Origin of the sequence: Knoellia sinensis KCTC 19936, assembly GCF_000768705.1 — a bacterium.
Classification (GTDB): domain Bacteria; phylum Actinomycetota; class Actinomycetes; order Actinomycetales; family Dermatophilaceae; genus Knoellia; species Knoellia sinensis.
Window position 1 is genome coordinate 63,206 of record NZ_AVPJ01000008.1, and the last position, 24,388, is coordinate 87,593.

Sequence of the window (24,388 nt, forward strand, 5' to 3'; positions counted from 1 at the left end):
GGGACGCGAAGACTGTCAGTGCACCGCATTACGGTAACGCGCATGTCGTCATCTGCCGAGCCGACTGCGATTCTTGCCGCGCTGGCCGCGGGGGATCGTGCTGGTCGCCTGCGCCATGTGGAGCACATCGCGGCGCGGCCGGCGCAGGTCTCGGAGTGGCCCGACTGGATCGCTCCGCAGGTCCTCTCGAGTCTGACCGGCGGCGGTATCGCCCGCCCGTGGTCGCACCAGCGGGAGGCAATGGACCTCGCTCACCGTGGCTCCCACGTCGTGCTGTCGACCGGCACCGCGTCGGGCAAGAGCCTGGGCTACCTCGTGCCGGCCCTCACCGCAGTCCTCGACGGACTCGAGGCACCGACCGGTCGGGGCGCCACTGTCCTCTACGTCGCGCCGACCAAGGCCCTGGCGGCCGACCAGCTCGCCCGCATCGAGGCGTTGGCGATCCCAGGGGTGCGCGCCGCGACCTACGACGGTGACACTCCGACCGACGAGCGGCGCTGGATCCGCGAGCACGCCAACGTCATCCTCACCAACCCCGACCTCCTCCACCACTCGATGCTGCCGGGTCACCAGCACTGGTCGCCGTTCCTCCGCGCGCTGCGCTACGTCGTCATCGACGAGTGCCACATCTATCGCGGCGTCTTCGGCTCCCACGTGTCGTCCGTGTTGCGTCGCTTGCGGCGGGTGGCGGGGCGCTACCGCTCCCAGCCGACGTTCGTGCTCGCCTCCGCGACCGTGAGTCACCCAGCGGCCCACGCCACTTCCTTGATCGGTATGCCGGTCAGTCCCGTCGAGATCGACGGCTCACCTCGCGAGGCGCTCACCTTCGCCCTCTGGGAGCCACCGACGATCGACGAGTCGCGTCGGTCGGCGACGACCGAGGCCGCCGAGCTGCTGGCCGAACTCGTGGACCGCAACGTCCAGACGCTGGCCTTCGCGAGGTCGCGGGCCGGCGTGGAGGCGTTGGCCTCGTCCGCGAGGCGACGGCTCGGGCAGGTGGGCGGAACTCCGGAGGCGACGATCGCGGCATACAGGGGCGGTTATCTTCCGCAGGAGCGGCGCGAACTCGAACGCGCGCTGCGTGAAGGCGACCTGCGCGGACTCGCGGCGACGAACGCGCTCGAGCTGGGCGTCGACATCAGCGGACTCGACGCGGTGCTCATGGCGGGGTGGCCCGGTCGCCGGGCGAACCTCTGGCAGCAGGCGGGGCGCGCTGGGCGATCGGGGCGCGAGTCGCTGGCGGTGTTCGTGGCGGCGGACGACCCGCTCGACACCTATCTCCTGGACCATCCGGAAGCCATCTTCGGTGCGCCCATCGAGTCGACCGTCATGGATCCCTCCAATCCCCACGTGCTCGCCCCGCATCTTGCCGCGGCCGCTCACGAGCTGCCGCTGACCGAGGCGGACCTGCCGATGTTCGGCACCGGCGCGCGCGGTGTCGTCGACCTGCTCGTCGAGCGCGGCATCCTCCGACGGCGACCCACCGGATGGTTCTGGGCCCGCGAGGACCGACCTGGCGACCACGTGAACCTGCGCGGCACGACCGATGTCGTGTCGATCGTCGAACGTCGCAGCGGGCGGGTGCTCGGGACGATCGACGAGGCGTCAGCCCACGCGCAGGTGCACACGGGTGCCGTCCACGTGCACCAGGGCGACACGTTCGTCGTCACCGACCTCGACCTGGACCACGGGGCAGCCACGGTGGTGCGAGGAGACCCCGGATGGAGCACCCACGCCCAGTCGCGCAGTTCGTTCGAGATCGTCAGCGCTCGGCGCGTCGAGCAGTGGGGTGAGATCGAGGTGAGTTTCGGGACGGTCCGCGTCACGACGCAGGTGACGTCGTTCCTTCGCCGGCTCCCCTCCGGCGAAGTGCTCGGCACCCACCCCCTCGACCTGCCCGAACGGTCCCTGGTGACCCGCGGAGTGTGGTGGACGATGCCCCTCGATCTGCTCGAGGAGGCCGGGATCGAGGAGGCCCAGGTGCCGGGCGCGGCCCATGCTGCCGAGCACGCCGCCATCGGGATGCTGCCGTTGGTAGCGACATCGGACCGGTGGGACGTCGGCGGCGTGTCGACCGACCAGCACCCGGACACGGGGCTGCCGACGATCATGGTCTACGACGGCTATCCCGGCGGGGCCGGCTTCGCCGAGCGGGCGCACGGGGCGTTCGGTGAGTGGATCGAGGCGACACGAGACGCGGTGGCCCGGTGTCGGTGCGAGCGAGGATGCCCGTCCTGCGTGCAGTCACCGAAGTGCGGCAATGGCAACGAGCCGCTCGACAAGGCCAGGGCGATCCGACTGCTCGACCTCGTCCTCATGTCCCGACCCGCCTGAGGCGCCGCGAGGAGTGGGACGCCGCGAGCGATGCATCAATTGGCGAACCGACCACCCATCGGTGGTCGGTTCACCCATTCTTGGCTCGCTCGGCGCCACCCCTCACGCGGTGTCGCCCTGACACCCCGGACCCACCCCCTTTCTTGGGTCGGAGACACGACAGGCGGCTCTCATCAGGCCCAATGGCGCCCGTTCGCGCTAGCCTCCGAAGGGTGATCATCCTCGGACTCATCCTCGTCCTGCTCGCCGTCGCTGCCGGGATCCTCCTCTTCGAGGGCACGTCTCAGCTGACCGACGGAGTCGACATCGACGTGCTCGGCGGCTCCATCAGCCTGCCGCCGCTCGCGCTCCTGCTCACCGGCGCCGCAGTCATCACGGTCTTCTGGCTCGGTTGGGTGCTCCTGCGCATGGGGATCAAGCGCAGCGCCCGCAAGCGCCGCGAGGCCAAGGAGGAGGCCGAGCTCGCCGAGCAGCGTCGCCTCGAGGACGAGCGCCGCATGCAGGAGGAGTTCGCGCAGCGCGAGCGCCAGCTCGCCGAAGAGCGTCGACAGCACGAGCAGGAGGCTGCCGCCCTGCGCCGGCAGTCGGAGGAACAGCACCTGTCCACCGAGGAGGCACGCCGCCGCGCCGAGATCGCCGAGGAGCAGGCCGCCGAGGCAGCCCAGTCACAGCGGACCCAGCAGATGCCTCAGGTTCCGCAGCAGGCCCCTCAGCCCCCACGGGGACCGGGCAACGTCGACGGACCGGGCAACGCTGACGGACCTCGCGCGCCCCGCGGCTGACGGCACCGTGGGCGGCGGGACCGCGTTCAGCTGACGATGCCGCGCCTCGCGTTCCATTTCTGGGCGCCGGAGTAGGCGTCAGCCATGGACCACACCCAGGCCACGAAGGCGATGGGGAAGCCGATCAGGATGAGCATCAGCGGGAACGACACGAGCCACGCCAAGAGGAACGCCACACCGGCGGTTGCGTTGCCGTTCATGAACTGGCCCAACCCCGGGATGAAGAAGGACCCGAGCAGTGCGAGGGCGGGGCTCTTCGGGGCCACGACCGTGCCCGTGACCGCCGTGTGAGCGTAGGGCTGGACCGCCTGGACGGCGGCATACCCCTGTGACCCGGGTGCGATCTGGTCAGTCCACGCCCCACCGTCCCAGAAGCGCTGAGAACCGTCCTGCTGTTGATACCACCCTGCTTGGACCCCTGACGTCATGGCCCGACCCTAGGGTGCGACGGGTCGATGGCGAGGTCGTTTGCGGAGACCTGGCCCGCGGGACCCGCCTTGGCCGACGCCACCGCGTGGTCCGGGATGCCGGGCCAGCCCAGCGCGACGGCCCGTCGGGCACCCACCGTCACGGTCTCACCGACACCCAGCGAGCAGTGCACCAGGTCGGCACCGTTGTCGCGGGCCACTGCACCCGCACGTGCGCACGGATCGACCTCACCCGCTTGGAGAGCCCCAGCGGCGGCGAGTGCGGCCAGGTCCGCGGCGGTCCGGGCGTAATGTGCTGCCGCAGCCGCGGAACCAACGAGGAGCCCCGCGACGGCGCCGCTGACCAGAACCCCCGTCGCGGCCAAGACGAGCACCGAGCCCGCACCCCGTTCGCCGCGCACCAGCGGCCAGAATGCTGACGCGTTGGCCATCGTCACCGGACGACCTCGGGCACAGCCCAACCGACACCGTGCGGTCGGGTGCTGAGGCCCAGAACCGCGAGAACGGTCGGCACGTCGGCACTCACCTCAGCGCCGACTCTTTTGGCCCCCACGGTGAGTTCAACGCGTGCGCCCTCGGGCGCGTGCGCGGCGACTTCGGTGCGGACGCGATCCACGGGCTCACCACGAGCCAGCAGCCGGGCGCCCACGCGAGCAGCGTCGATGCAGCGCAGGTGATCGGTGACGGCCTGAACGCCGGACAGCCCGAGCGTCAGCACGAGCACGAGAGCCGGCAGGGCGACGGCGATCTCCGCCGTCACCATGCCGGCCTCTCGGTGCCGGACAGGGCCTTGGGTCACGCGCCCGTGCCGAGTGCGGCCGTGATCACCTTGGCCAGAGCCGCCTTCACCGGCTCGGACCGGACGACGAGCATGAGCACTGCGGCGAACGCACACGCGGCGAGGGTGCCCACGGCATACTCCGCCGTGGTCATGCCCGCCTCGGAACGGGACTTGAGAGCGGTCCATCGACGTGAAAGATGCTGTGTCACAACGAAACTCCTCGATCAGTGCGGGGCTTCTCCCCACCTGCCAAGAGTTCAGCGGACACCGCGCAGGACCGCCAGACCGACTCTGCCGAACTGTGGATGAACCACGCGACGGGGCGGGCCTGTGGACAACCCACCCTCGTGGGACGTCAGCGTGAAGGGTCGCTACAGCGACCGTCGACGCTGACGTTGCGGCACGGACTGAACGTCAGCGGACCTCGGCGATGGCCACGAAGTTCGAGACCCGATGACCATCCGGGCGGTAGCCGTCATCGTCGTCGCACGTGATGAGGGCGATCCGACGAACCGACGAGTTTCCGCCCCAGACGACGGCGTCGCGGCTCACGGCCTCCTTCGTGGCGACCCGTGTCGCCGTGACCGTGTAGACGCGTGGCTGGCCCTGGGCATCGACGACGGTGACCTTGTCGCCGCGATCGATGTCCTGAAGGTTGTAGAAGACGTCGGGTCGCTCGCCGTTGACGACGTGACCGGCGATCACTGCGGTGCCGACCTCACCGGGCCGCACCCGCCCGTAGCCGCTGACCCAGCCCAGGACGCCCGACGCCGGGTTGACGACGCCGTTGACGGCTCGAACGCGCTGCAGCCTGCCACTCACGTCGATGCTCGACGCGGCGAACGCCATGGGTTCGGCCCCGACCGTCGCAGTGGTGGTGGTGGTTCGGGGCGACGCCGTAGCGCTCTTGGTCGGCATCCGGTCGGACGGCGATGCGGTCGGCGCGGGCGCGGAGGTCGTGCTGCTCTGGGAATCCGTGGATGCCGCTGCAGACCGAGCGACCGACGGCTGGCTGTCTCCCCAGTGCAGCACTGACAGGACGACTGCCAAGGCCAGCGCCACGACAGCGCCGACCAGTGGTGTGAACGGACGCAAGCGGTGGGCGGGACCCGTCGGCCCCGCCCACCTCTCGAAGAGCTCACGCATGAGTTTTCGCGTCACTCCTCATGTGCGTAGCGATCAGTTCTGAGCCTTGCGGCGCAGGGCGGCACCGGCCAGGCCGAGCGCGCCGAGGGCAGCAGCGCCACCGAGCACGGCCGGCGACGTGCCGTTCGACTCGACGACGTCGGTCTCGACGATCGGGCCCTTGGGCTCCTCGGGCTTGTTGGGCTCCTCGGGCTTGTTGGGCTCCTCGGGGTTCTCCGGCTCCTCCGGGTTCTCGGGCTCCTCGGGGTTCTCCGGCTCCTCCGGCTCCTCGGGCAGGTCGCCGTCGCAGGTGATGATGTGCGAGATGTCCTTGCCGTCCTCGGTCTCGAGGACGTCGCCCTTCTCGACGAACTCGTAGAGCGTGTTCGGGTCGCCCTCGCTGCTCTGCTCGGAACCGGCCTTGAGCACGACGAGCAGGTAGTCCGCATCCGCCGTCCACTCCGAGGTCTTGAGACCCTCGTCGTGGATCTTGGTGCACTCGGCGTTCTCGACGCCCTCCCCGGTGAGGAGCGCCTCCCAGTACGCCGGGTGGTTGGGGTTGTCGGTGTTGGACTCGGCCGTGGCCGTCGCGGCGAAGCCGACGGACAGCAGGCCAGCAGCGCAGAGCGCGGCGGCGCTGCGCGAGAGGGTGGTCATACGCACAGGGAATCTCCTCGTCATTCCGGGCTTTGCCGGCGGTGCTCAACAGGGATCGCCGCGACCGACGGTCGGGCAGAGGACAGGGAAGCCCCTGCGCCTTCGTCGCGAAGATAGAGGATGGGCGGTGGGCACGGAAGCACCGGGGCGAAAGTGATGCCATCCCGAGTCCATGAATTGGCCCACACGGGCTACGCCGCACTGGCTACCCCGCACTCAGGGTGGATCGCGCGAGGTGGAGCACGACCGGCACGACTGTCGTCCCGATGAAGCCAGGCAGGAAGCATGCCCCCAGGGGCAGGACGAGCAGAACCCCTGCACGCAGCACGGCTGCTTCGACCCGGGAGCCCTCCTCGCGCCGCATGCGTTCGGCAGCCGCCAGAACGACACCGGCCGGCGCCGCACCCGAGCGCTCCGCTGCCTGCCACGCGAGGGCCGCGGGCTGCCACTCAGCACCGACGTGGGCCCAGGCCGTCGCCGAGTCCTGCCCCCACCTGTGAGCACTCGCGACGACGCGCAGTTGGTGCCCAATCGGTCCGGGAACGTGCTGCGCGACAGCTTCCAGCGCCTCGACTGGACCGAGACCGGCACGGAGGACGAGGCCGCACAGGACGAGCGCATCGGCCGCATCGTCGACCGTTGCCGTCGCGTCGCCCTCACGTTCGCCGCCCTCACGTTCGCCGCCCTCACGTTCGCCGCGCTCACGTTCGCATCCAGCCCGTATGCCGTCCGCCCCTGGTGCGCCAGCCCGGACCGGTCCGTGTCGAGCGGGCCACACCCACACGGCCACGGCTACGAGCAACAAGGCCACGAGCAGCATTCAGCCCACCTCCGACGGCCGGAGGGCCCGGTGCAGGACCGTGCGCGACCACCACCAGCCGAGCGCCGTGAGCGCCAGGCCGCCGACGACGGCGATCAGGGCCGCCGGGTTGCCGTAGACGGTTCTCACCGGCAGTCCGAGGACGAGTGTCACCAGGGGTCCTGCGAGAGGCAGGAGCGTGAGCAGCCACATCGAGGCTCTCGGCCCTGCCGCCAGGACCGCCCGCCGATCGCCACTGGCGGCTCGCTCCCGGAGCACGTCTGCCGAGGTCCGTGCCGCGGGTGCGGCAGCCACGCCGAACTCGTCAGTGAGCTGCCAGGCAGCAGCGAGGAAGGCCAGGTCGGGGTCCTCGCGAGCTGCATCCCCCAGGCAGGCACCGACGGAGCCGCCATGGCGCTGGGCCTCCACGAGCCGGTCGCCAAGGGCGAGGAGCTCCGGCCGGGCCCTGGCCACGTCCACCTCGCAGGCCAGGCGAGCCGCCTCGACCGCGGGCAGCCCGGCGTCCAGTCCGACCGCCGACAACTCGGCGAAGTCGGACACCCAGCCTGCCGTTCGTCGCCCGAATCGCAGCTCCCTCGTGAGTGCCGATCGGGCACGAGCCACCAGGTCGCACACCACCGGACCAACGCCCGGCTGACTCCCCCACCGGCCGGTCGTCGCCGCTCCCGCACTCGCCGGTCGGGCGCGCGGCCACAGCACGCCGGCCAACACGACCAGCATCACGAGGGTGCCGAGAACGGTGGAGCCGGCGTCGTGCGCCAGCCCAGCCGCGGCGTACGCCTTGATCCAGGTCACGCGACGTCCTCCGGCGCGGAGGGAGCGACCTGGCGGACCAAGTCGTCGAAGCGGTCAGCGCCGGGGCCGCGCCGCACCTCGAACCCAGGGGCGGCCCCACCGAGGGCTTCCACCACCCAGGCTTCGTCGACCACCACTTCCCTGCCCGTCCACCGGGTCACCCCGACTGCTCGGACGAACCGCAACGGCCCCACCCGGGTCACGTCGATCACGACCTGGACCGCGCCCCGGAGCTGGGCATGGACGACGTCGCGACCGAGCCCCGCGAGCGCCCCCAGCGCCTCGAGCCGAGCTGGCGTCTCTTCAAGACCGTTGGCATGGAGGGTCCCGGCCCCTCCGTCGTGCCCCGTGTTGAGTGCAGCCAGCAGTTCACGCACCTCCGGACCGCGCACTTCACCGACCACCAGCCGATCGGGCCTCATGCGCAGTGCCTGCCGGACGAGGTCGACCATGGTCACCGCACCGGCGCCCTCGACGTTGGGCATGCGCCCCTGGAGGCGCACGACGTGCGGGTGGGCGGGTGCCAGTTCACGCACGTCCTCGACGATGACGACGCGTTCGTGAGCGGGGCACTCCGAGAGCAGCGCCCCCAGGACCGTCGTCTTGCCGGCACCCGTCCCTCCGACGACCAGGAATGACAAGCGTGCCCGCACGACTCGCCGCAAGGCGTCGGCCATCTCTCCACCCACCGCACCCAGTCGGACCAGGCCGTCGACACCGACCGGCTGCTGCCGGGGCACCCGCAGACTCAGGTGCGTGCCCGCTTCGGCGAGCGGCGGCAGGATCGCGTGAAGGCGCACCCCTCCGGGCAGAACCCCGTCGACCCACGGCTGCGATTCGTCGAGCCGTCGACGCGCCAAGCCGGCCAGCCGCGTCGCGAGTGACCGCGCGTCGCTCGCGCTCATGACAACGCCGGTGTCCTGCACGCCATCACCCTGATCGACCCACACCGAACCGTCCCCGTTGACGAGGACGTCGGTCACCCCGCGTCGGGTCACCCACGGCTCGAGCGGGCCAAAACCCAGCACACGCTCGCGCAGCTCTTCACCCGCTGCCGCAGCTCCCACGTCGCCGAGCTCGACGATCCCCTGGGTCAGTTCGGCGATGAGCGACTCATCAGGCCCGCGCCCGTCACGGATGGCGGCCTCCACGCCTGGCCAGGGCGTGCCGTCACCCGAGGTCATGCCACCTTCTCCGCGGCTGCCCGCTCGCGTGCATCGAGGTCGTCCATGAGGTCCAGCACCACGCGATCTGCGTTCTCGCGCAGGCTTCCCCGAAGTCCGGGCCACTCGCCGCGCTCACCGTCGCGTCGCACCCGGGGGTCGTCGCGCAGGTGCGCGAGATGCGCCATGCCGAGATGCTCGACCAAGACCTCCACATCGGCGGTCGCCGACCGCCTCGACCGCGTCACGAGGCCGACCCGCCCCCTGCCTCCGCCGCGGCCATCTGACCCAGTGCCTCCCGATCCCCCGGCCTCGAGTCCCGCGAGCAACGCCTCCGTGTCCGCCACCTGGCGAGCCCGCACACCTGACACCACCTGCACGACATCGGCCTCCGCGACGACCCGCCGGCCCAGAGCAGTGCGCGCCGCCGCGCCGACATCGACGACGACCGGCACGGAGCCACGCAAGGAGCCCAGCACGTCGAGCACGACAGAATCCGCGACGTCACCCCCGCGCCCACCGGCCGACAGGACCGGCACTTCCCCGTGGGGCAGGGCCGACACCAGCCGCGAACAGGACGTCACCCCTCGCAGTCGAGCAAGGTCGGGCCAGCGCAGACCTGGCACGTGCTCAGTCCCGCAGGTCATGTCGAGCCCTCCACCGTGCACGTGTCCGTCCACGAGAACGCACTCACCCAGGTGCAGAGACAGCCGGCGGGCGAGGGCCGCGGCCCACGTCGAGGCGCCCAGCCCGCCGCTGGCACCGAGCACGACCAGGAGAGGAGTCTGCGAGTTCATGCACCCGACGGTGCCGCCCGAGAACCTGGCCCACCACCCCTGCGAGGAGATCTGTGGACGAGCGCGACGGCATACGAGGGCCTGTGGACAACGCGCCCACGAAACCGGAGGAGAAAAGGCGACGGCCCCGGTCGGGGGGGAGGACCGGGGCCGTCGGGTGGGCCGAGCTCCGGGGGGGAGAAGCCGGACCACCCTTCGCTACAACCCCGAGGGGGAGCGATGAGTACATCGTTGCCGATGGATCGATCCCGTGCAACATAAACACGAAAACTCAACGAAATTTGGTCAGTGCATGGCTCCAACGGGCGAGACAACGGGCCAGTCACGACGATGACGCCCCTACGAGAGGGGCGTCATCCGCCGCGAGCACTCGGGGCGACCAAGCGTGCATGTTCCTTGCCGTCGTACCGGGTCAAGCCCGAACAGACCGGTCCATCAGTGGACTGCCCGCGCGTGGGTACCCGTTGCGTCTCACGGTTGTTCTCTGGTCGGCCGGTTCCCCGAGGGGCCTGTCCGATGCCTCCTGTCTACTCCCCTGCGGAGGCCACTTCAAGACTTGACTTTTGGCTCAGCTGAGGCGTCCGGCGAGGACGGCGTCGGCGATCCGCTCACCCTCCTGCGCACCCGCCACGATGGCGTCGCAACTGTGCGCCAACCACAGACCGACGCCTGCGGCGTCACCCCTGACGTATGCCGTGAGCCCACCGAAATACGCCGGCCCACCTCCCGCTCCGTGCCCCACTTCGGGCACCGCGACGCCGGTCGGGTCGAGGCCGCCAGCCTGGATGACGGCCCGCTCGACGGCGCGGGCGACGACGCCGTTGCCACGCGTGAAGGGACGCGCCGTGATGATCTCGGCGTGGGCTACGGCAGCGACGATGGGGACCGGGAGGGAGGCGGCGCCGGCGAGGAGTTCGACGACGCGCTGGAGGCGGTCCCGCGCCTCGGCGGCCGATGGGGCAGGACTGATCTCGAGGAACTCGCGGCTGTCCTCACCGTCCTTGCGCGGACGGCCGAGCTCGTCGTCGGGGACCAGCCCGGCGGCCGCCGCGGTGTGGAGACGGGCCAGTGCCTGCATCGGCGCGTTGAGGACGACCGGGCCGAGGCGCTCGGTCTCGGCGGTCGCGGCGAGGACCCCGCGCATGACCTGCTCGACGGGGTCGGGATCGTCGTGCCAGGTGACGGCTCCACGCATGAGGTCGCGCACGATCTCGACGGAGAGGCGCGCGCCGTCGAGCTCACCGCTGGCGCGGGCCCCCCGGACGCGGGACTCAGCCGCTGCCTCGGGGATACGGCGACGCAGGGCGTTGTGCCAGCGCAGCTGGGTGCAGGCCTCGCGGGCGGCGTCGACCTTCTCGGAGATGCCCGGAAGTGCGGCGAGCGCGGCGACGGAGCTTTGGATTTCGTTCTGCGACAAGGGAACTGAACCTCAGGAGGGGACGGGGGCGGACGGCATACGGACGCCTGCGAGCTGGCGGGACTGGGCCACGACGTGGTCGCGGGAGTCCCAGATGACGGCGTCCTCCTCGAAGAGTCCGCCGATGACGTTGCGGGTGGTGATGCGCATGCGCAGCCAGCCGGGCTCCGGGCGTGAGCGAACGTGACCGGAGAAGGCGATCGTGGGCGCCCATCCAAGGGCGCCGAAGGTGAACGTCACCGGCGGCAGCGCGTCGAGGAAGAACGGCAGCGACAGGACGTCGGGTTCGCGGCCGTCGGCGAAGCGGATCCAGGCGCGCATCTCGCCGTCGTGGGCTGGCTGACCGATGGCCCAGCCGACGGTGGCGGGGTCGATGCGCATGTCGAGGCGGTCGAGGAGGCGGATCTTCTCGGCGAACCCACCCCGGGAGGCGGGGACGCAGAGTTCGGGGTCCGGGAGCTCCGGCGGAGCCTCTTGGAGGTGGACGGGTTCGGCGTTGGCGTCGAGGTCGGCGAAGGTCGCCGTGTGACGCACGCACGGGGTGCCGCCCTGGCTGATCGTGACCTCGGCCGTGGAGAACGACCGGCCGGTTCGCAGGATCTGGGTCTCGACGTGTGCCGGGCCGGGCTGGGCGGCCGCGAGGAAGGTCGTGCTGAAGGCGACCGGGTCCGCGTGGCTGCCGGCGGCGTCGAGGGCGTCTGACGCGGCCTTCGTCGCCAGGGACATGAGGACTCCCCCGTTGACGGCCTCGCCGATGACCCAGCCGTCGGTGAGTTCGGCGGTGCCGTCGGTGAGGCGGATGGCGGCGTCGAACTCACTCATGAACCCGAGCGTATGCCGTGTCTTCCCGTCCGCAGCGCGGGTGTGGCCCGGGCCGCAGTGGTGACGCATCTGAGTCGAGTCTGGGTCACTTCATCGCTCTCGCCGGTCATGACGCGGAAGTTGTCGGATGTCGCGGATATTGCCGCGTCCTGTGACGACTTCCGCGTCATCGGCTCGCGCAGGGTCCCGGCGCCTAGCCTTGCGGGCATGACGGCGTCGTTCCATGTCCCCACTGCTGTGGTCGTGGCGGGGGCGATGCTGCTGCTCGGCCTCGGCGTGTGGCTCGCGGGGCGGGGTCGACGCCGGGGATTCCTGTCGACGGTGGATCGGGTCACCTACTCGACGCTCCACACGGCGTCACTGGCCTCGCGCCACCTCGCCGACGGCCTGACGCCCGAGTCCGCCGAGCGAGCCGGCAAACACCTCCTCGCCATCCTGGGCGCGAGGTCCGTTGCGATCTGCGACGGCAGCGGATTGCTCGCGTGGACCGGTCCGGGCGACCACCACGCGCCCGACGCCTACGACCACGCGGAGCCGACACGCACGTCGGGCAGCCCGTCGGTCCTCGGCACCGACACGATCACCTGCCCCTCCCCCGACTGCCCCGTGCGCGCTGCGGTCACGGCTCCACTCATTGCCGACGGGCGCGTGGTGGGGACGCTCACGGCATACGCCCCCACCGCCTCGGCGGGGCTGGCACAGGCGACCGGCGAGCTGGCCCGCTGGGTGTCCGCCGAACTCGATGTCGCCGAGTTGGGGCGGGCACGCACCCGCGCCATGGAGGCTGAGCTCCGTGCGCTGCGGGCCCAGATCAGCCCGCACTTCATCTACAACTCCCTCGGCGCCATCGCGTCGTTCGTCCGGACCGACCCCGAGCGGGCGCGGGAGCTGCTGCTCGAGTTCGCCGACTTCACGCGCTATGCGCTCCGCCAGGGCGGGTCGTTCACGACGCTCGCGGAGGAGCTGCGCAACGTCGAGCGCTACCTCGTCCTGGAGCAGGCGCGCTTCGGTGATCGGTTGCAGGTGTCGCTCCTCATCGCGCCCGAGGTGCTGCCCGTACGCGTGCCCTACCTGGCGGTGCAACCGTTGGTGGAGAACGCAGTTCGCCACGGCCTCGCCTCCAAGGAGGGTGTCGGGCACGTGACGATCACCGCGTCGGACCAGGGTTCGGAGGCCGAGATCTCGATCGACGACGACGGCGTGGGGGCGTCACCGGAGGCGGTGCAGCGGATCCTCGACGGGCAGTCCCGCGCCGACTCCGTGGGCCTCGGCAATGTCGACGCCCGGCTGCGGCAGGTCTATGGAGACGACTTCGGGCTCGTCGTCGAGACGGCCGAGGGCGCGGGGACCAAGGTCAGCTTCCGAGTGCCGAAGTACGCCCCCGGCGTCCACTCCGAGTGAGCTCGACTTCGTGCCCGATTGGGACGGCGAGCGCCAGCGAGTTGTCCCGATCGCCCAAAACGCCGGTATGCCGGCCGCGCACGATGCGCGGCCGGCATACCGGATTGTTCTGGGTGACCGATCAGGCGGCTTGCGCCTCGGCACGCGCGACGAGCGACGCGGGCGGGGTGAACTGCGGACCGTAGCGGTCGGCGAGCTCACGCGCCCGGGCCACGAAGCCCGCGACGCCACCGGGGTAGCCCTCGACGTACTGCACGACACCACCGGTCCACGCCGGGAAGCCGATGCCGAGGATGGAGCCGATGTTGGCGTCCTCGACGCTGCGCAGCACGCCCTCGTCGAAGCACTTCACCGTCTCGATGGCCTCGGCGAAGAGCATGCGCTCCTTGATGTCCTCGAAGGGGATCTCCTTGGTGCCCGACCCGAAGTGCTCAGCCAGGCCCGGCCACAGACCGGTGCGCTTGCCGTCCTCGTAGTCGTAGAAGCCCGCACCGGCGGCCTTGCCCTTGCGGCCGAACTCCTCGAGCATGCGGTCGAGGACGGCGTATGCCGGGTGCTCGAAGTAGGTGTCGCCCTTGCCGTCCTCGACGAGGCCCTTCTTGGTCGCCTTCTGGATCCGGCTCATCGTCTCGAAGTGGAGTTCGTCCGAGAGCTGGAGCGGGGCGGCCGGGTAGCCGGCCTGAAGACCGGCCTGCTCGACCGACGCCGCGGAGACACCCTCGGCGACCATCGCCTGGGCCTCGTTGAGGAAGGTCCCGATGACCCGGCTCGTGAAGAACCCGCGGCTGTCGTTGACGACGATCGGGGTCTTCTTGATCTGCTGGGCGATGTCGAACGCCTTGGCCAGCGTGGCGTCACTCGTCTTCTCGCCCGCGATGATCTCGAGGAGCGGCATCTTGTCGACCGGCGAGAAGAAGTGCAGCCCGATGAAGTCCTCGGGACGCTTGACGCCCTCGGCAAGACCGGTGATCGGCAGCGACGAGGTGTTCGATCCGAGGACGGCGCCCTCGGCGAGGAACGGCTCGATCTCCTGGAAGACCTTGTGCTTGAGTTCGACGCTCTCGAAGACGGCCTCGATGACGAGGTCGACACCGGTGAAGTCACTCGGCTCCGCGCTCGGCTTGATCTGCGCGAGGAGCGCCTCGCCGGCCTCCTGCGTCATCTTGCCCCGGGTGACGGCCTTCTCGACGAGCGCCGCCGAGTAGCCCTTGCCGCGCTCGGCGTTCTCGAGGGAGACGTCCTTGAGGACGACCTCCATGCCACCCTTGGCGCAGACGAAGGCGATGGCCGCGCCCATCATGCCGGCACCGAGGATGCCGACCTTTGTGGCGACGTGCTTGTCGTGGCCCTGCGGACGACTCGCGCCCGAGTTGATCGCCTGCATGTCGAAGAAGAACGCCTTGATCATGTTCTTGCTCACCTGGCCGGTGATGAGGGACACGAGGTAGCGCGTCTCGATGTCGAGAGCCGTGTCAATGTCGACCTGCGCCCCCTCGACGGCAGCGGACAGGATCGCGCGCGGAGCCGGGTAGTTCGCACCCTTGAGCTGCTTGCGCAGGTTGGCCGGGAACGCCGGGAGGTTCGCCGCGAAGGCCGGGTTCGACGGGGTGCCGCCGGGGATCTTGTAGCCCTTGACGTCCCACGGCGCGACGGCCTCGGGGTTGGCGGCGATCCAGGCCTTGGCGGCCGGGAGCAACTCCTCGACAGACCCCACCACCGAGTCGACGAGGCCGAGTTCCTTGGCCTGGGCCGGGCGGTATTTCTGGCCCTGGCCGAGCACCTTCATCACGGCGTCGACGATGCCGAGCATGCGGGTGACGCGGGTGACGCCGCCACCGCCGGGCAGGAGGCCGAGGGTGACCTCGGGGAGGCCGACCTGGGCGCCGGGGACGTCGGCGATGATCCGGTGGTGGGCCGCGAGGGCGATCTCGAGGCCACCACCGAGGGCGGCACCGTTGATGGCGGCGACGACGGGCTTCCCGAGGGTCTCGAGCGCACGCAGCTGGCGCTTGATCTCGGTGACCTGGTCATAGAGGTCCTGCGCGCGGTCGGGGCCCGCGGCATACATGTCCTTGAGGTCACCGCCGGCGAAGAAGGTCTTCTTCGCGGAGGTGATGATGACGCCGGTCAGGTCGTCCTTCTCGGCGAGGACGCGCTCGACGGCCTTGCCCATCGAGGCGACGTATGCCGCGTTCATGGTGTTCGCGGACTGGCTCGGGTCGTCCATGGTGAGGACGACGACGCCGTCGGCGTCCTTGTCCCAGCGGATGGTGTTTTCGTGTTCGGTCACGTCAAAGTTCCTTTGAATTGCGTTGCAGCAGAAGGGATGAGGGGCTCGAGGCCGCAGATCAGACGCGCTCGATGAGCGTGGCCACGCCCATGCCGCCGCCGATGCAGAGGGTGATGACGGCTCGCTTGCCGCCGGTGCGCTCGAGCTCGTCGACCATGGTGCCGAGGATCATCGCGCCGGTCGCGCCGAGCGGGTGGCCCATGGCGATGGCGCCGCCGTTGACGTTGAGCTTCTCGTCGGGGATCGCGAAGTCCTTCTGGTACTTCAGGGCGACGGCCGCGAACGCCTCGTTGATCTCCCAGAGGTCGATGTCGTCCGGGGTGAGGCCGGCCGTGGCGAGCAGCTTGTGCGTCGCCGGCGTCGGGCCGGTGAGCATGATCGTCGAGTCGGCACCACTCGTGGCGGTCGCGACGATGCGGGCACGCGGGGTCAGGCCGAGGTCCTTGCCGACCTGCTCGGACCCGACGAGCACGAGGGCCGCGCCGTCGACGATGCCGGAGCTGTTGCCGGCGTGGTGGACGTGGTTGATCCGCTCGACCTGGTGGTACTTCTGCAGCGCCACCGCGTCGAACCCACCCTGCTCACCCATGGCCGCGAACGACGGCTTGAGCGCGCTGAGCGACTCCACCGTCGTGTCGGGACGCATGTGCTCGTCGTGGTCGAGGACGACGAGACCGTTCTGGTCGCGGACCGGGACCACCGCGTTCGCAAAGCGACCATCCGCCCAAGCCTTCGCGGCAAGCGTCTGGGAGCGGACGGCATACGAGTCGACGTCTTCGCGGGTGAAGCCCTCGGTCGTCGCGATGAGGTCGGCGCCGATGCCCTGGGGCACGAAGTACGTGTCGTAGTTCGTCGCCGGGTCCATGGCCCACGCGCCGCCGTCGGAGCCGATCGGCACGCGCGACATCGACTCGACGCCACCGGCGATGACGAGGTTGTCCCAGCCGGAGCGGACCTTCTGGCCGGCGGTGTTGACGGCCTCGAGGCCGGAGGCGCAGAAGCGGTTGAGCTGCACGCCACCGACGGTGTCGGGCAGGCCTGCGGCGAGGGCGGCGGTGCGCGCGATGACCGCACCCTGGTCACCCACCGGGGAGACAACGCCGAGGACGAGGTCGTCGATGCGGTTGGGGTCGAGGTCCGGGTGGCGGGCCTGCAGCTCGTCGATGAGGCCGACGAGGAGCGAGACCGGCTTGATGCCGTGCAGCGAACCCTTCTTGCCGCGGCCGCGCGGGGTGCGCAGGTGGTCGTAGATGAATGCTTCGGTCACGATCTTTTCCTTCTCGATTCGCATGCCGTGATCTGTGGTCGGCACAGTGTGCGGGGTATGCCGTGTGTTCCGCTGCGGTGCGGGTCACGTTGGGCGGTGGCTGGGTTTTCCTGCGTGGGGCTCAGCGTTGGAGGGAGCGGGCGATGAGCTCCTTCATCACCTCGTTGGCGCCGGCGAGGATGCGCAGCACCCTCACATCAGCGTAGATGTGGGAGATGGGGTACTCGGACATGTATCCGTAGCCGCCGAAGAGCTGGAGGCACCGGTCGGCGACCTCTGTGGCGCGGTCGGTGATCCAGTACTTCGCCATGGAGGCGGTGGGCGTGTCGAGGTTGCCGGCGACGTGCTGGACGATGCAGTCGTCGAGGAAGACACGACCGATGCGGGCGATCGTCGCGACCTCCGCGAGTTCGAAGCGGGTGTTCTGGAGCGCGAACAGCGGGGCACCGAAGGCCTTGCGGTCCTGGGTGTAGTCGACGGTCAGCGCGACGGCCTTCTCGATGGCGGACTGCGCGATGACGGCCGTGAGCAGCCGCTCCTGCGGGAGTTGCTGCATGAGCTGGTAGAAGCCCTGGCCTTCAGTGCCACCCAGAAGGTTGGATGCGGGGACTCGGAGCTCGTCGAAGAAGAGCTCGGCGGTGTCCTGGCCCTTCTGGCCGAGCTTGTCGAGGTTGCGGCCGCGGGTGAAGCCGGGTGTGTCGTCGTCGACCTCGGCGAGGATGAGCGAGAGGCCTTTGGCACCGGGTTCGTCACCGGTGCGGGCGACGATGACGACGGCGTCGCAGAGGATGCCGTTGGAGATGAAGGTCTTCGAGCCGGAGATGAGGTAGTCGTCGCCATCGCGCACGGCCCGGGTCTGGATGGCCTGGAGGTCGGAGCCGGTGCCCGGCTCGGTCATGGCGATGGACAGGACCCACTCACCGGAGCAGACCTTGGGGAGCCACGCCTTCTTCTGCTCCTCGGTCGCATAGGCGAGGAGGTAGTGGGCGACGATGCCGATGTCGACGGCGAAACCCATGGCGGTGTCGCCCGCGCGGCCCTGCTCCTCGAGCAGGACGGCCTCGTGGGCGAAGGTGCCGCCGCCACCGCCGTACTCCTCGGGGATGGACATGCCGAGAAGGCCGAGCTCGCCGGCCTTGTTGTAGAGGTCGCGGTTGGCGTGGCCCTGGGCGACGTGCTTCTCGGCGTGGGGCAGGACCTCCTTGGTGAAGTAGGTCGCGGCGAGCTCGCGGACGGACTCCAGTTCGTCGTCGCTCCAGCGGGGGCGGGCGGTGAGGGTCACGGGGTCTTCTCCGACTGTGTTTTGGGTGTGACGGTGTTGGGGGCGGCGGTGTTGGGTGTGACGGTGTCGGGGACGGCGGTGGTGGGCGTGCCGTTCAGCACCTCGGTGACGACGGTCCTGAGGATGCGGGCCAGGAGGTCGTGGACCTCGTCCCGAGTGAGGCTTCCCTCGCGGATCCACTCTCGGATGGCGCCCTTGGCGAGCGCGCCGTAGGACCGCCCGATGCCCCGCGCTCGGTCGGAGTCGACGACTGCGGGGTCGACACCGAGGAGGGTGAGCAGTCGGCGGGCGGCGATGTCGTCGGCCTCGATGAGCAGCGCCTCGACCTCGGGGTCGTCACCGACCCCCTCAGCACCGGCCACGGCCACGAAGGTCCGGCCGTGCTCCGACACCATGTCGAGGAGCCAGGTGACGCAGCCGGCGATCCGCGCCTCGAGCGAGTCGGGCACGCCGTCGGGCAGGGCCATGCGCGGGACGATGAGCATCTCGCGGACGACCTCGACATAGAGTCCGCGCTTCGTCCCGAAGTAGTGGTGGAGCAGACCTCGGGTCACGCCGGCGGCGGTCGCGATCTCGGTCGTCGACACCGCGGCATACGGACGTTCTCCGAAGAGCTCGATGGCACAGGCGAGGATCTGTTCGCGCCGTTTGTCGGGCTCGAGCCGAGCGCGGGTGACGGTGCTCATCAGTCGTGCCAGGGCAGGTGGTCGGGCTGGTCGGTCGAGACCCGCAGCGGGAAGACCGGGTCCCGCCGCTCGAGGAAGGACAGCACGCCCTCGTGGGCGTCCTTGCTCGTCGCGCAGCCGGCGATGAGGCGGGAGTCGAGGGCGAAGGCGGCGTCCGGCGAGTCGGCCGAGCCGACCTCTCGGACGGCCCGGCGGATGACCGCCATGGACACCGGGGAGCTCAGCGTCGCCAGCTGGGCGGCGACCTCGGTTGCGCGGGCGAGCACCTCGTCCGGGGCGACGAGTTCGTTGACGAGACCGGTGGCGAGCGCCTCGTCGGCGGTGATGAGGCGGCCGGTGAGCAGCCACTCGAGCGCGCGGCCCTGGCCGACGATGCGCGGGAGGTACCAACTCGAGCCGCCCTCGGGGAAGATGCCGCGTCGGGCGAAGACGAAGCCGAAGCGCGAGTCGGTCGACGCGATGCGGATATCGGCGGCCAGTTGGAGGGTGGAGCCCACGCCGACGGCAGCGCCGCGCGAGGCCGTGACGACCGGCTTGTGCATGCGGTGGAGGACGCTCGTCGCCCTGGTGGCCGGCTCGACCCACGCACCACTGTCGGCGCCATCGGTGACGTCGAGACGGCCACCGCTGAGGTCGGCGCCGACGCAGAAGTCGGTTCCGGCGCCCGTCAGGACGACCGCACGCACGGCGTCATCGGCGTCGACGTCGCGGAGCGCGAGCGCCAACTCGTCGGCCATCTGGATCGTGTAGCCGTTGCGCGCCTCGGGGCGATTCAGCGTGACGGTGGCGATCGCGTCGGTGACGTCGACCGCGACCTGTTCGTAGGACTCCGATGTCATGTGAACATTCGAACCGACTATTGACAGTCTGTCAATAGTCGAGCAGGCTCTCCGCCATGACAGGCATCACAGGGCTCGCCAACGGCGTCGAGGTCTCCGCTGCGAACGCCGCTGGGGCGTCCCCCTTGGAGGGCGGTCCAGCACCGGACAGGCAAGGGGACACAGTCGGATCGTCACCGAATTCCGTTCTCAACAGCCTCAATCCGGCGGATGGCGCCGTCGTTGCGACCTTGGACGCCGACGACGTGTCATCGGTCAGGGCGAAGGTCGCCCGAGGTCGCCAGACGCAGCCGTGGTGGGCCGGCCAGGAGCCGTCGGCACGGGCCGCCGCACTCGGAGCGTGGCGGCGACACATCTGGGCGCGGCACGCCGAACTCGCCGACCTCATCCACGCAGAGAACGGCAAGCCCATCGACGACGCGATCATCGAGATCGCACTCACGGTCGAGCACCTCCAGTGGGCCGAGACGCACGCCAAGAAGGCCCTCGCCTCTCGCAAGCTGAACCCCGGCGCGCTCTTCGCCAACCACAGCGCGCGCGTGGAATACGTGCCGCTCGGCGTCGTCGGTGTCATCAGCCCGTGGAACTACCCGCTCTACGCACCCAACAGCGGGGTGTCCGCGGCCCTCGTCGCCGGCAACACGGTCGTCCTCAAGCCGAGCGAATACACGCCTGCGGTCGCGCGGTGGTACGTCGACGCATTCGCGAGAGCGAACCCCCAGCTGCCACCCGGCATACTCCAGATCGTCGTCGGAGACGGCGCCATCGGCGCCGAGGTCACGCGGGCCGGCGTCGACAAGATCGTGTTCACCGGATCGACGGCCACCGGCCGACGGATCATGGCCCAGGCCGCCGAGACGCTCACGCCCGTCCTGCTCGAGTGCGGCGGCAAGGATCCCGTCATCGTCGCGGCCGACGCCGACCCTGCTGCGGCAGCCCGGGCCGTCGCCTGGGGCGCGTTCACCAATGGCGGGCAGACGTGTGTCGGCGTCGAGCGCGTCTATGTCCTTCGGGAGGTGCGCGACCGGTTCATCGACGCGCTCCTCCATGAGCTCAAGGGCATCCGCCCGGGCGCCGGGCGTGGTGCCGCCTATGGCGCGATGACGATGCCCTCGCAGGTCGACGTTGTGCGTCGACACGTCGAGGCCGCAGGTGCGGCGGGAGGCACCTTCCTCGTCGGCGGGCCCGAGTCGGTCGGGGAGCGCTTCATCGAGCCGATCGTCGTCCTGGACGCCGACGAGGACAGCGCGTGTGTGCGCGAGGAGACCTTTGGCCCGATGGTGACGATCAAGACGGTCGACACCCTCGACGAGGCCGTGGCCCTCGCCAACGACAGCGACTACGCCTTATCGGCCTCGGTGTTCTCGCGCCGGAGCGGCGACGCCATCGCAGCCCGACTGCGCGCCGGACAGGTCTCGATCAACACCGTGATCGCGTTCGCCGGCATGGGCTCCGCGCCCATGGGTGGCGTCGGCGGCAGTGGCTTCGGGCGCGTCCACGGGGTCGACGGCCTCCATGAGTTCGTGAGGCCTCGCAGCACCGTGAAGCAGGACTTCGGCGTGCCCGGTTTCGACCTCATCACCCTGCGCCGGGCGAGTCACGTCCTCCCCCTCATGAAGCGGGTCCTGGCCAAGCGTCACTCCTGACCTCCCTGCCATCCCGCCTCCCTGCAGTTCCGCGCTCCCTGCCGTTCCGCGCTCCCACTCCCACTCCCAACGCACCGAAAAGGCACCCCTCATGGCACACCCGACCACCTGGCCCCGGACCCTGACCGAGGCCTTCCAGAAGACCGCCGCCGCGAACCCGACCAAGCTCGCGCTCATCCCCACCGCCGACGCCGCCCCCGTCACCTGGGGCGAGTGGGCCGCCCGCGCGGAGAAGTGCGCCGGCGGTCTCGCCGCCCTCGGCGTCCAGCACGGCGACACGGTCGGCATCATGCTCACCAACCGGCCCGAGTTCCACATCGTCGACGCGGCCGCGATGCACCTCGGCGCAGCGGCCTTCTCCGTCTACAACACCAACCCGGCCGAGGTCATCGCCCACCAGTTCGGCAACGCCGGCAACCGCGTCGTCATCACCGAGAAGGCGTTCCTCCCGATCGTCCGCGCGGCCATCTCGCAGGGCGGCCAGGTCGAGCACGTCGTGGTCATCGACGGCGACGACACCGACGCGGGCAGCGACGTGATCACCCTCGCGCAGCTCGAGTCGAGCACCCCGGCGGAGTTCGACTTCGCCGCTGCGTGGCAGGCGGTTCAGCCCGACGACGTGCTGACGATCATCTACACGTCGGGCACGACCGGCATGCCCAAGGGTGTCGAACTGACGCACAACAACCTCATCTCCAACATCCGCGGCACCGCCGAGACCCTGCCGCAGGACCTGCGCGTCCTCTCCTACCTCCCCGACGCGCACATCGTGAACCGCTACCTCTGCCAGTACGCACCGATGCTCCTCGGTGGCGAGGTCCACACCCTCGCCAACGGCAAGCTTCTCGTCGACGCCCTCAAGCAGGTGCGCCCCACCTTCTTCGTCGGCGTGCCCCAGGTCTGGTACAAGGTGAAGGCCGGCATCGAGGCCAAGCTCGCTGCCGAGGAAGGCGCCAAGGGACGCCTCGTCAACTGGGCAGTCGACACGGGCAAGCGCTTCGTCCGCCACGAGTCCGACGGCACGCCCGTCCCCGGTAAGCTCGCCTTCCAGCACAAGGTCGCCGAGAAGCTCCTTCACAAGATCCGCGAGGCGGCCGGACTCGACCAGCTCTTCACCGCATTCACCGGCGCAGCCCCCATCGCCCCCGAGGCGCTCGAATACATCGCGGCATTGGGCGTTCCGATCATCGAAGGCTGGGGCATGTCGGAGGTCTCGGCGGTCGCGACCTTCAACCGTCACGGCCACCGCAAGTTCGGCACGGTGGGCCCGGCGACACCCGGGATCCAGATCGCCCTCGCGGAGGACGGTGAGGTCCTCGTCAAGGGTCCGAGCGTCATGCCCGGCTACCGCGGAGATGCCGAGAAGACGGCCGAGACGATCGACGCGGACGGCTGGCTCCACACCGGTGACATCGGCGTGCTCGACGAGGACTCGCACCTGCGGATCGTCGACCGCAAGAAGGAGATCATCATCAGCACTGGCGGCAAGAACATGTCGCCGAGCCAGATCGAGGGTGCGCTGCGCGTGGCCCTCCCGATCCTCGGAGCGGCCGTCGCGATCGGCGACGCCCGCCCCTACATCACCGCGCTGCTCACCCTCGACCCCGACGCCGCCGCGGCGTTCGCGGCCAAGCACGGGATAGCCAACGCCTCGATCGCGGAACTCTCCGCCAACTCGTTGGTGCGCGAGCACATCGAGGCGGGCGTCGCGGCGGCCAACAAGAACCTGTCCAAGGTCGAACAGGTGCAGTACTGGTCACTCCTCCCCACCACCTGGGAACCCGGTGGCGACGAGCTCACCCCCACGATGAAGCTCAAGCGTGGCCCGATCACGTCGAAGTACTCCGACGTCATCGAGAGCAACTACTCCCGCTGACGTCCGACCGCTTCGCGGAGAACCACCACCGGGTATGCCGGCCGCCCCAGTCCCGGGGTGGCCGGCACCGTTGCGTCTGGGCCCCGTACCAAACCGTCCAATTGGGTGAGTTCGGTACGCACGCGAAACGGACGGCATACCCGCCTGTCCGTGCGGAACCGTCCAATTGGGTGAGTTCGGTACGGCAGGTGAGCGGACGGCATACCCGCCTGTCCGTGCGGAACCGTCCAATTGGGTGAGTTCGGTACGGCAGGTGAGCGGACGGCATACCCGCCTGTCCGTGCGGAACCGTCCAATTGGGTGAGTTCGGTACGGCAGGTGAGCGGACGGCATACCCGCCTGTCCGTGCGGAACCGTCCAATTGGGTGAGTTCGGTACGGCAGGTGAGCGGACGGCATACCCGCCTGTCCGTGCGGAACCGTCCAATTGGGTGAGTTCGGTACGGCAGGTGAGCGGACGGCATACCCGCCTGTCCGTGCGGAACCGTCCAATTGGGTGAGTTCGGTACGTTCAGGCGACTTCGCCGTGAAGCCCGGGGGTCAGGGGTGGGCGGGGGCGGGGTCGGGGGACGGGACGCCGGTGAGCATCGGGGTGAGGAAGCGGCGGGCCACCCGCTCGATGGCGTCGTCGTCCTCACTGTCGAGCACGGCATGCGGCGTGAGGATGAAGGAGTGGGCGAGCCTCACGACGATCTCGGCCCGGGCCAGGACATCGTCCTCGTCGACGGCGACCGAACCGTCGCCGCGGAGCAACTCCGCCGCCACGTCGATGGCCGCCAGGAGAATCGGTGATCCGTTGACCGTGAGCAGCGTCAGGACAGTGTCGGGTTCGAGGGTCATGACCCGCTGGAGCAGCTGGTTGTCCCGCAGACCGCGCATCATCGCGACGAACGCGGCGACGACGCGCCCCGCGTCACCCGTGCTCGGGTCGGCAACCGATGCCGCGAGCCGGATGGAGTCGAAAAGTCGGCTCGCATCACGCATGACGACCGCCGTGACCAGTTCGTCCTTGGAGCCGATCCGCCGATAGACGGTCACGCGGTCGATTCCGGCCCGCTTGGCGACCTCCCCGACCGAGGCCCGACGGATCCCGAGGTCCAGGAAGGCCATGCGGGCTGCATCCAGGAGGGCGTCGTCCTCGTGGGACGTCACGTGTGCGGTCATGAGCTCACTTTACCCTT

23 protein-coding genes are annotated in these 24,388 nt (G+C 69.9%); 5 read left to right on the forward strand and 18 right to left on the reverse strand.

Annotated features, from left to right (window positions below; all coding sequences use genetic code 11):
- Nucleotides 1–42: 42 nt before the first annotated feature.
- Nucleotides 43–2,334 carry a DEAD/DEAH box helicase gene (locus N802_RS11660; RefSeq protein ID WP_035916394.1) on the forward strand — a complete coding sequence of 764 codons (2,292 nt, stop codon included), beginning with the start codon at nucleotides 43–45 and terminating at the stop codon, nucleotides 2,332–2,334.
- A 212-nt stretch (nucleotides 2,335–2,546) separates the two neighbouring features.
- Nucleotides 2,547–3,116, forward strand: coding sequence for a hypothetical protein (locus N802_RS11665; protein ID WP_211254395.1), 570 nt, complete (start codon nucleotides 2,547–2,549; stop codon nucleotides 3,114–3,116).
- 26 nt (nucleotides 3,117–3,142) lie between these two features.
- On the opposite strand, the gene N802_RS19485 is transcribed toward N802_RS11665, so the two are convergent.
- The 12 genes from N802_RS19485 to N802_RS11725 all read right to left on the reverse strand — a co-directional run bounded on the left by N802_RS19485 (nucleotide 3,143) and on the right by N802_RS11725 (nucleotide 11,921).
- The gene (locus N802_RS19485; RefSeq protein WP_052109861.1) at nucleotides 3,143–3,544 is read right to left on the reverse strand and encodes a DUF2510 domain-containing protein; all 402 of its coding nucleotides are present in this window, start codon (nucleotides 3,542–3,544) and stop codon (nucleotides 3,143–3,145) included.
- Nucleotides 3,541–3,975 (reverse strand): Rv3654c family TadE-like protein, encoded by a 435-nt coding sequence (locus tag N802_RS11675; RefSeq protein ID WP_156971385.1) that lies wholly within the window; start codon nucleotides 3,973–3,975, stop codon nucleotides 3,541–3,543. The genes N802_RS19485 and N802_RS11675 overlap by 4 nt, the downstream gene beginning before the upstream one ends.
- Nucleotides 3,976–3,977: 2 nt before the next feature.
- Nucleotides 3,978–4,307, reverse strand: a complete 330-nt coding sequence (locus N802_RS19490; protein ID WP_052109863.1) for a TadE family type IV pilus minor pilin — start codon at nucleotides 4,305–4,307, stop codon at nucleotides 3,978–3,980.
- 32 nt (nucleotides 4,308–4,339) lie between these two features.
- Nucleotides 4,340–4,534 carry a DUF4244 domain-containing protein gene (locus tag N802_RS11685; protein WP_035916397.1) on the reverse strand — a complete coding sequence of 65 codons (195 nt, stop codon included), beginning with the start codon at nucleotides 4,532–4,534 and terminating at the stop codon, nucleotides 4,340–4,342.
- Nucleotides 4,535–4,739: 205 nt separating this feature from the next.
- Nucleotides 4,740–5,471: a class F sortase gene (locus N802_RS19495; protein ID WP_052109864.1), complete on the reverse strand. Its 732-nt coding sequence runs from the start codon at nucleotides 5,469–5,471 to the stop codon at nucleotides 4,740–4,742.
- 33 nt (nucleotides 5,472–5,504) lie between these two features.
- Nucleotides 5,505–6,107 (reverse strand): hypothetical protein, encoded by a 603-nt coding sequence (locus tag N802_RS20840; RefSeq protein ID WP_035916401.1) that lies wholly within the window; start codon nucleotides 6,105–6,107, stop codon nucleotides 5,505–5,507.
- 205 nt (nucleotides 6,108–6,312) lie between these two features.
- Nucleotides 6,313–6,927: a type II secretion system F family protein gene (locus N802_RS11700; protein WP_052109865.1), complete on the reverse strand. Its 615-nt coding sequence runs from the start codon at nucleotides 6,925–6,927 to the stop codon at nucleotides 6,313–6,315.
- The gene (locus tag N802_RS11705; RefSeq protein WP_035916404.1) at nucleotides 6,928–7,722 is read right to left on the reverse strand and encodes a type II secretion system F family protein; all 795 of its coding nucleotides are present in this window, start codon (nucleotides 7,720–7,722) and stop codon (nucleotides 6,928–6,930) included.
- Nucleotides 7,719–8,906, reverse strand: a complete 1,188-nt coding sequence (locus tag N802_RS11710) for a TadA family conjugal transfer-associated ATPase (protein ID WP_052109866.1) — start codon at nucleotides 8,904–8,906, stop codon at nucleotides 7,719–7,721. The genes N802_RS11705 and N802_RS11710 overlap by 4 nt, the downstream gene beginning before the upstream one ends.
- Nucleotides 8,903–9,682: a CpaE-like family protein gene (locus N802_RS19500; RefSeq protein WP_052109867.1), complete on the reverse strand. Its 780-nt coding sequence runs from the start codon at nucleotides 9,680–9,682 to the stop codon at nucleotides 8,903–8,905. Before N802_RS19500 ends, N802_RS11710 begins: the two co-directional genes overlap by 4 nt.
- A gap of 568 nt (nucleotides 9,683–10,250) precedes the next feature.
- Nucleotides 10,251–11,099, reverse strand: coding sequence for a Fic family protein (locus tag N802_RS11720; protein WP_035916406.1), 849 nt, complete (start codon nucleotides 11,097–11,099; stop codon nucleotides 10,251–10,253).
- 12 nt (nucleotides 11,100–11,111) lie between these two features.
- Entirely contained in the window at nucleotides 11,112–11,921 is an 810-nt protein-coding gene (locus N802_RS11725; RefSeq protein WP_035916410.1) for a thioesterase family protein, read from the reverse strand.
- 207 nt (nucleotides 11,922–12,128) lie between these two features.
- Between N802_RS11725 and N802_RS11730 the strand changes: the two genes are divergently transcribed.
- A complete protein-coding gene (locus N802_RS11730; protein WP_084072161.1) occupies nucleotides 12,129–13,322 on the forward strand; it encodes a sensor histidine kinase in 1,194 nt (397 codons plus the stop codon).
- Nucleotides 13,323–13,443: 121 nt separating this feature from the next.
- Here N802_RS11730 and N802_RS11735 read toward each other — a convergent pair whose 3' ends face one another.
- From N802_RS11735 to N802_RS11755, 5 genes are all read right to left on the reverse strand, one after another.
- Nucleotides 13,444–15,612 (reverse strand): 3-hydroxyacyl-CoA dehydrogenase NAD-binding domain-containing protein, encoded by a 2,169-nt coding sequence (locus N802_RS11735; RefSeq protein WP_035916413.1) that lies wholly within the window; start codon nucleotides 15,610–15,612, stop codon nucleotides 13,444–13,446.
- A gap of 58 nt (nucleotides 15,613–15,670) precedes the next feature.
- A complete protein-coding gene (locus tag N802_RS11740; protein WP_245613920.1) occupies nucleotides 15,671–16,879 on the reverse strand; it encodes an acetyl-CoA C-acetyltransferase in 1,209 nt (402 codons plus the stop codon).
- Between the two features lie 121 nt (nucleotides 16,880–17,000).
- Nucleotides 17,001–18,161: an acyl-CoA dehydrogenase family protein gene (locus N802_RS11745; protein ID WP_035916415.1), complete on the reverse strand. Its 1,161-nt coding sequence runs from the start codon at nucleotides 18,159–18,161 to the stop codon at nucleotides 17,001–17,003.
- Nucleotides 18,158–18,847, reverse strand: a complete 690-nt coding sequence (locus N802_RS11750; protein WP_084072162.1) for a TetR/AcrR family transcriptional regulator — start codon at nucleotides 18,845–18,847, stop codon at nucleotides 18,158–18,160. The genes N802_RS11745 and N802_RS11750 overlap by 4 nt, the downstream gene beginning before the upstream one ends.
- Entirely contained in the window at nucleotides 18,847–19,686 is an 840-nt protein-coding gene (locus tag N802_RS11755) for an enoyl-CoA hydratase-related protein (RefSeq protein WP_035916417.1), read from the reverse strand. Before N802_RS11755 ends, N802_RS11750 begins: the two co-directional genes overlap by 1 nt.
- 56 nt (nucleotides 19,687–19,742) lie before the next feature.
- Here N802_RS11755 and N802_RS11760 point away from each other — a divergent pair, with 56 nt between their 5' ends.
- Both N802_RS11760 and N802_RS11765 read left to right on the forward strand, forming a co-directional pair.
- Entirely contained in the window at nucleotides 19,743–21,332 is a 1,590-nt protein-coding gene (locus tag N802_RS11760; protein ID WP_084072163.1) for an aldehyde dehydrogenase family protein, read from the forward strand.
- 91 nt (nucleotides 21,333–21,423) lie between these two features.
- Nucleotides 21,424–23,208, forward strand: coding sequence for an AMP-dependent synthetase/ligase (locus N802_RS11765; protein ID WP_035916420.1), 1,785 nt, complete (start codon nucleotides 21,424–21,426; stop codon nucleotides 23,206–23,208).
- Nucleotides 23,209–23,747: 539 nt separating this feature from the next.
- Here the strand turns inward: N802_RS11765 and N802_RS11770 are convergent.
- The gene (locus N802_RS11770) at nucleotides 23,748–24,371 is read right to left on the reverse strand and encodes a TetR/AcrR family transcriptional regulator (RefSeq protein ID WP_052109868.1); all 624 of its coding nucleotides are present in this window, start codon (nucleotides 24,369–24,371) and stop codon (nucleotides 23,748–23,750) included.
- Nucleotides 24,372–24,388: the final 17 nt, after the last annotated feature.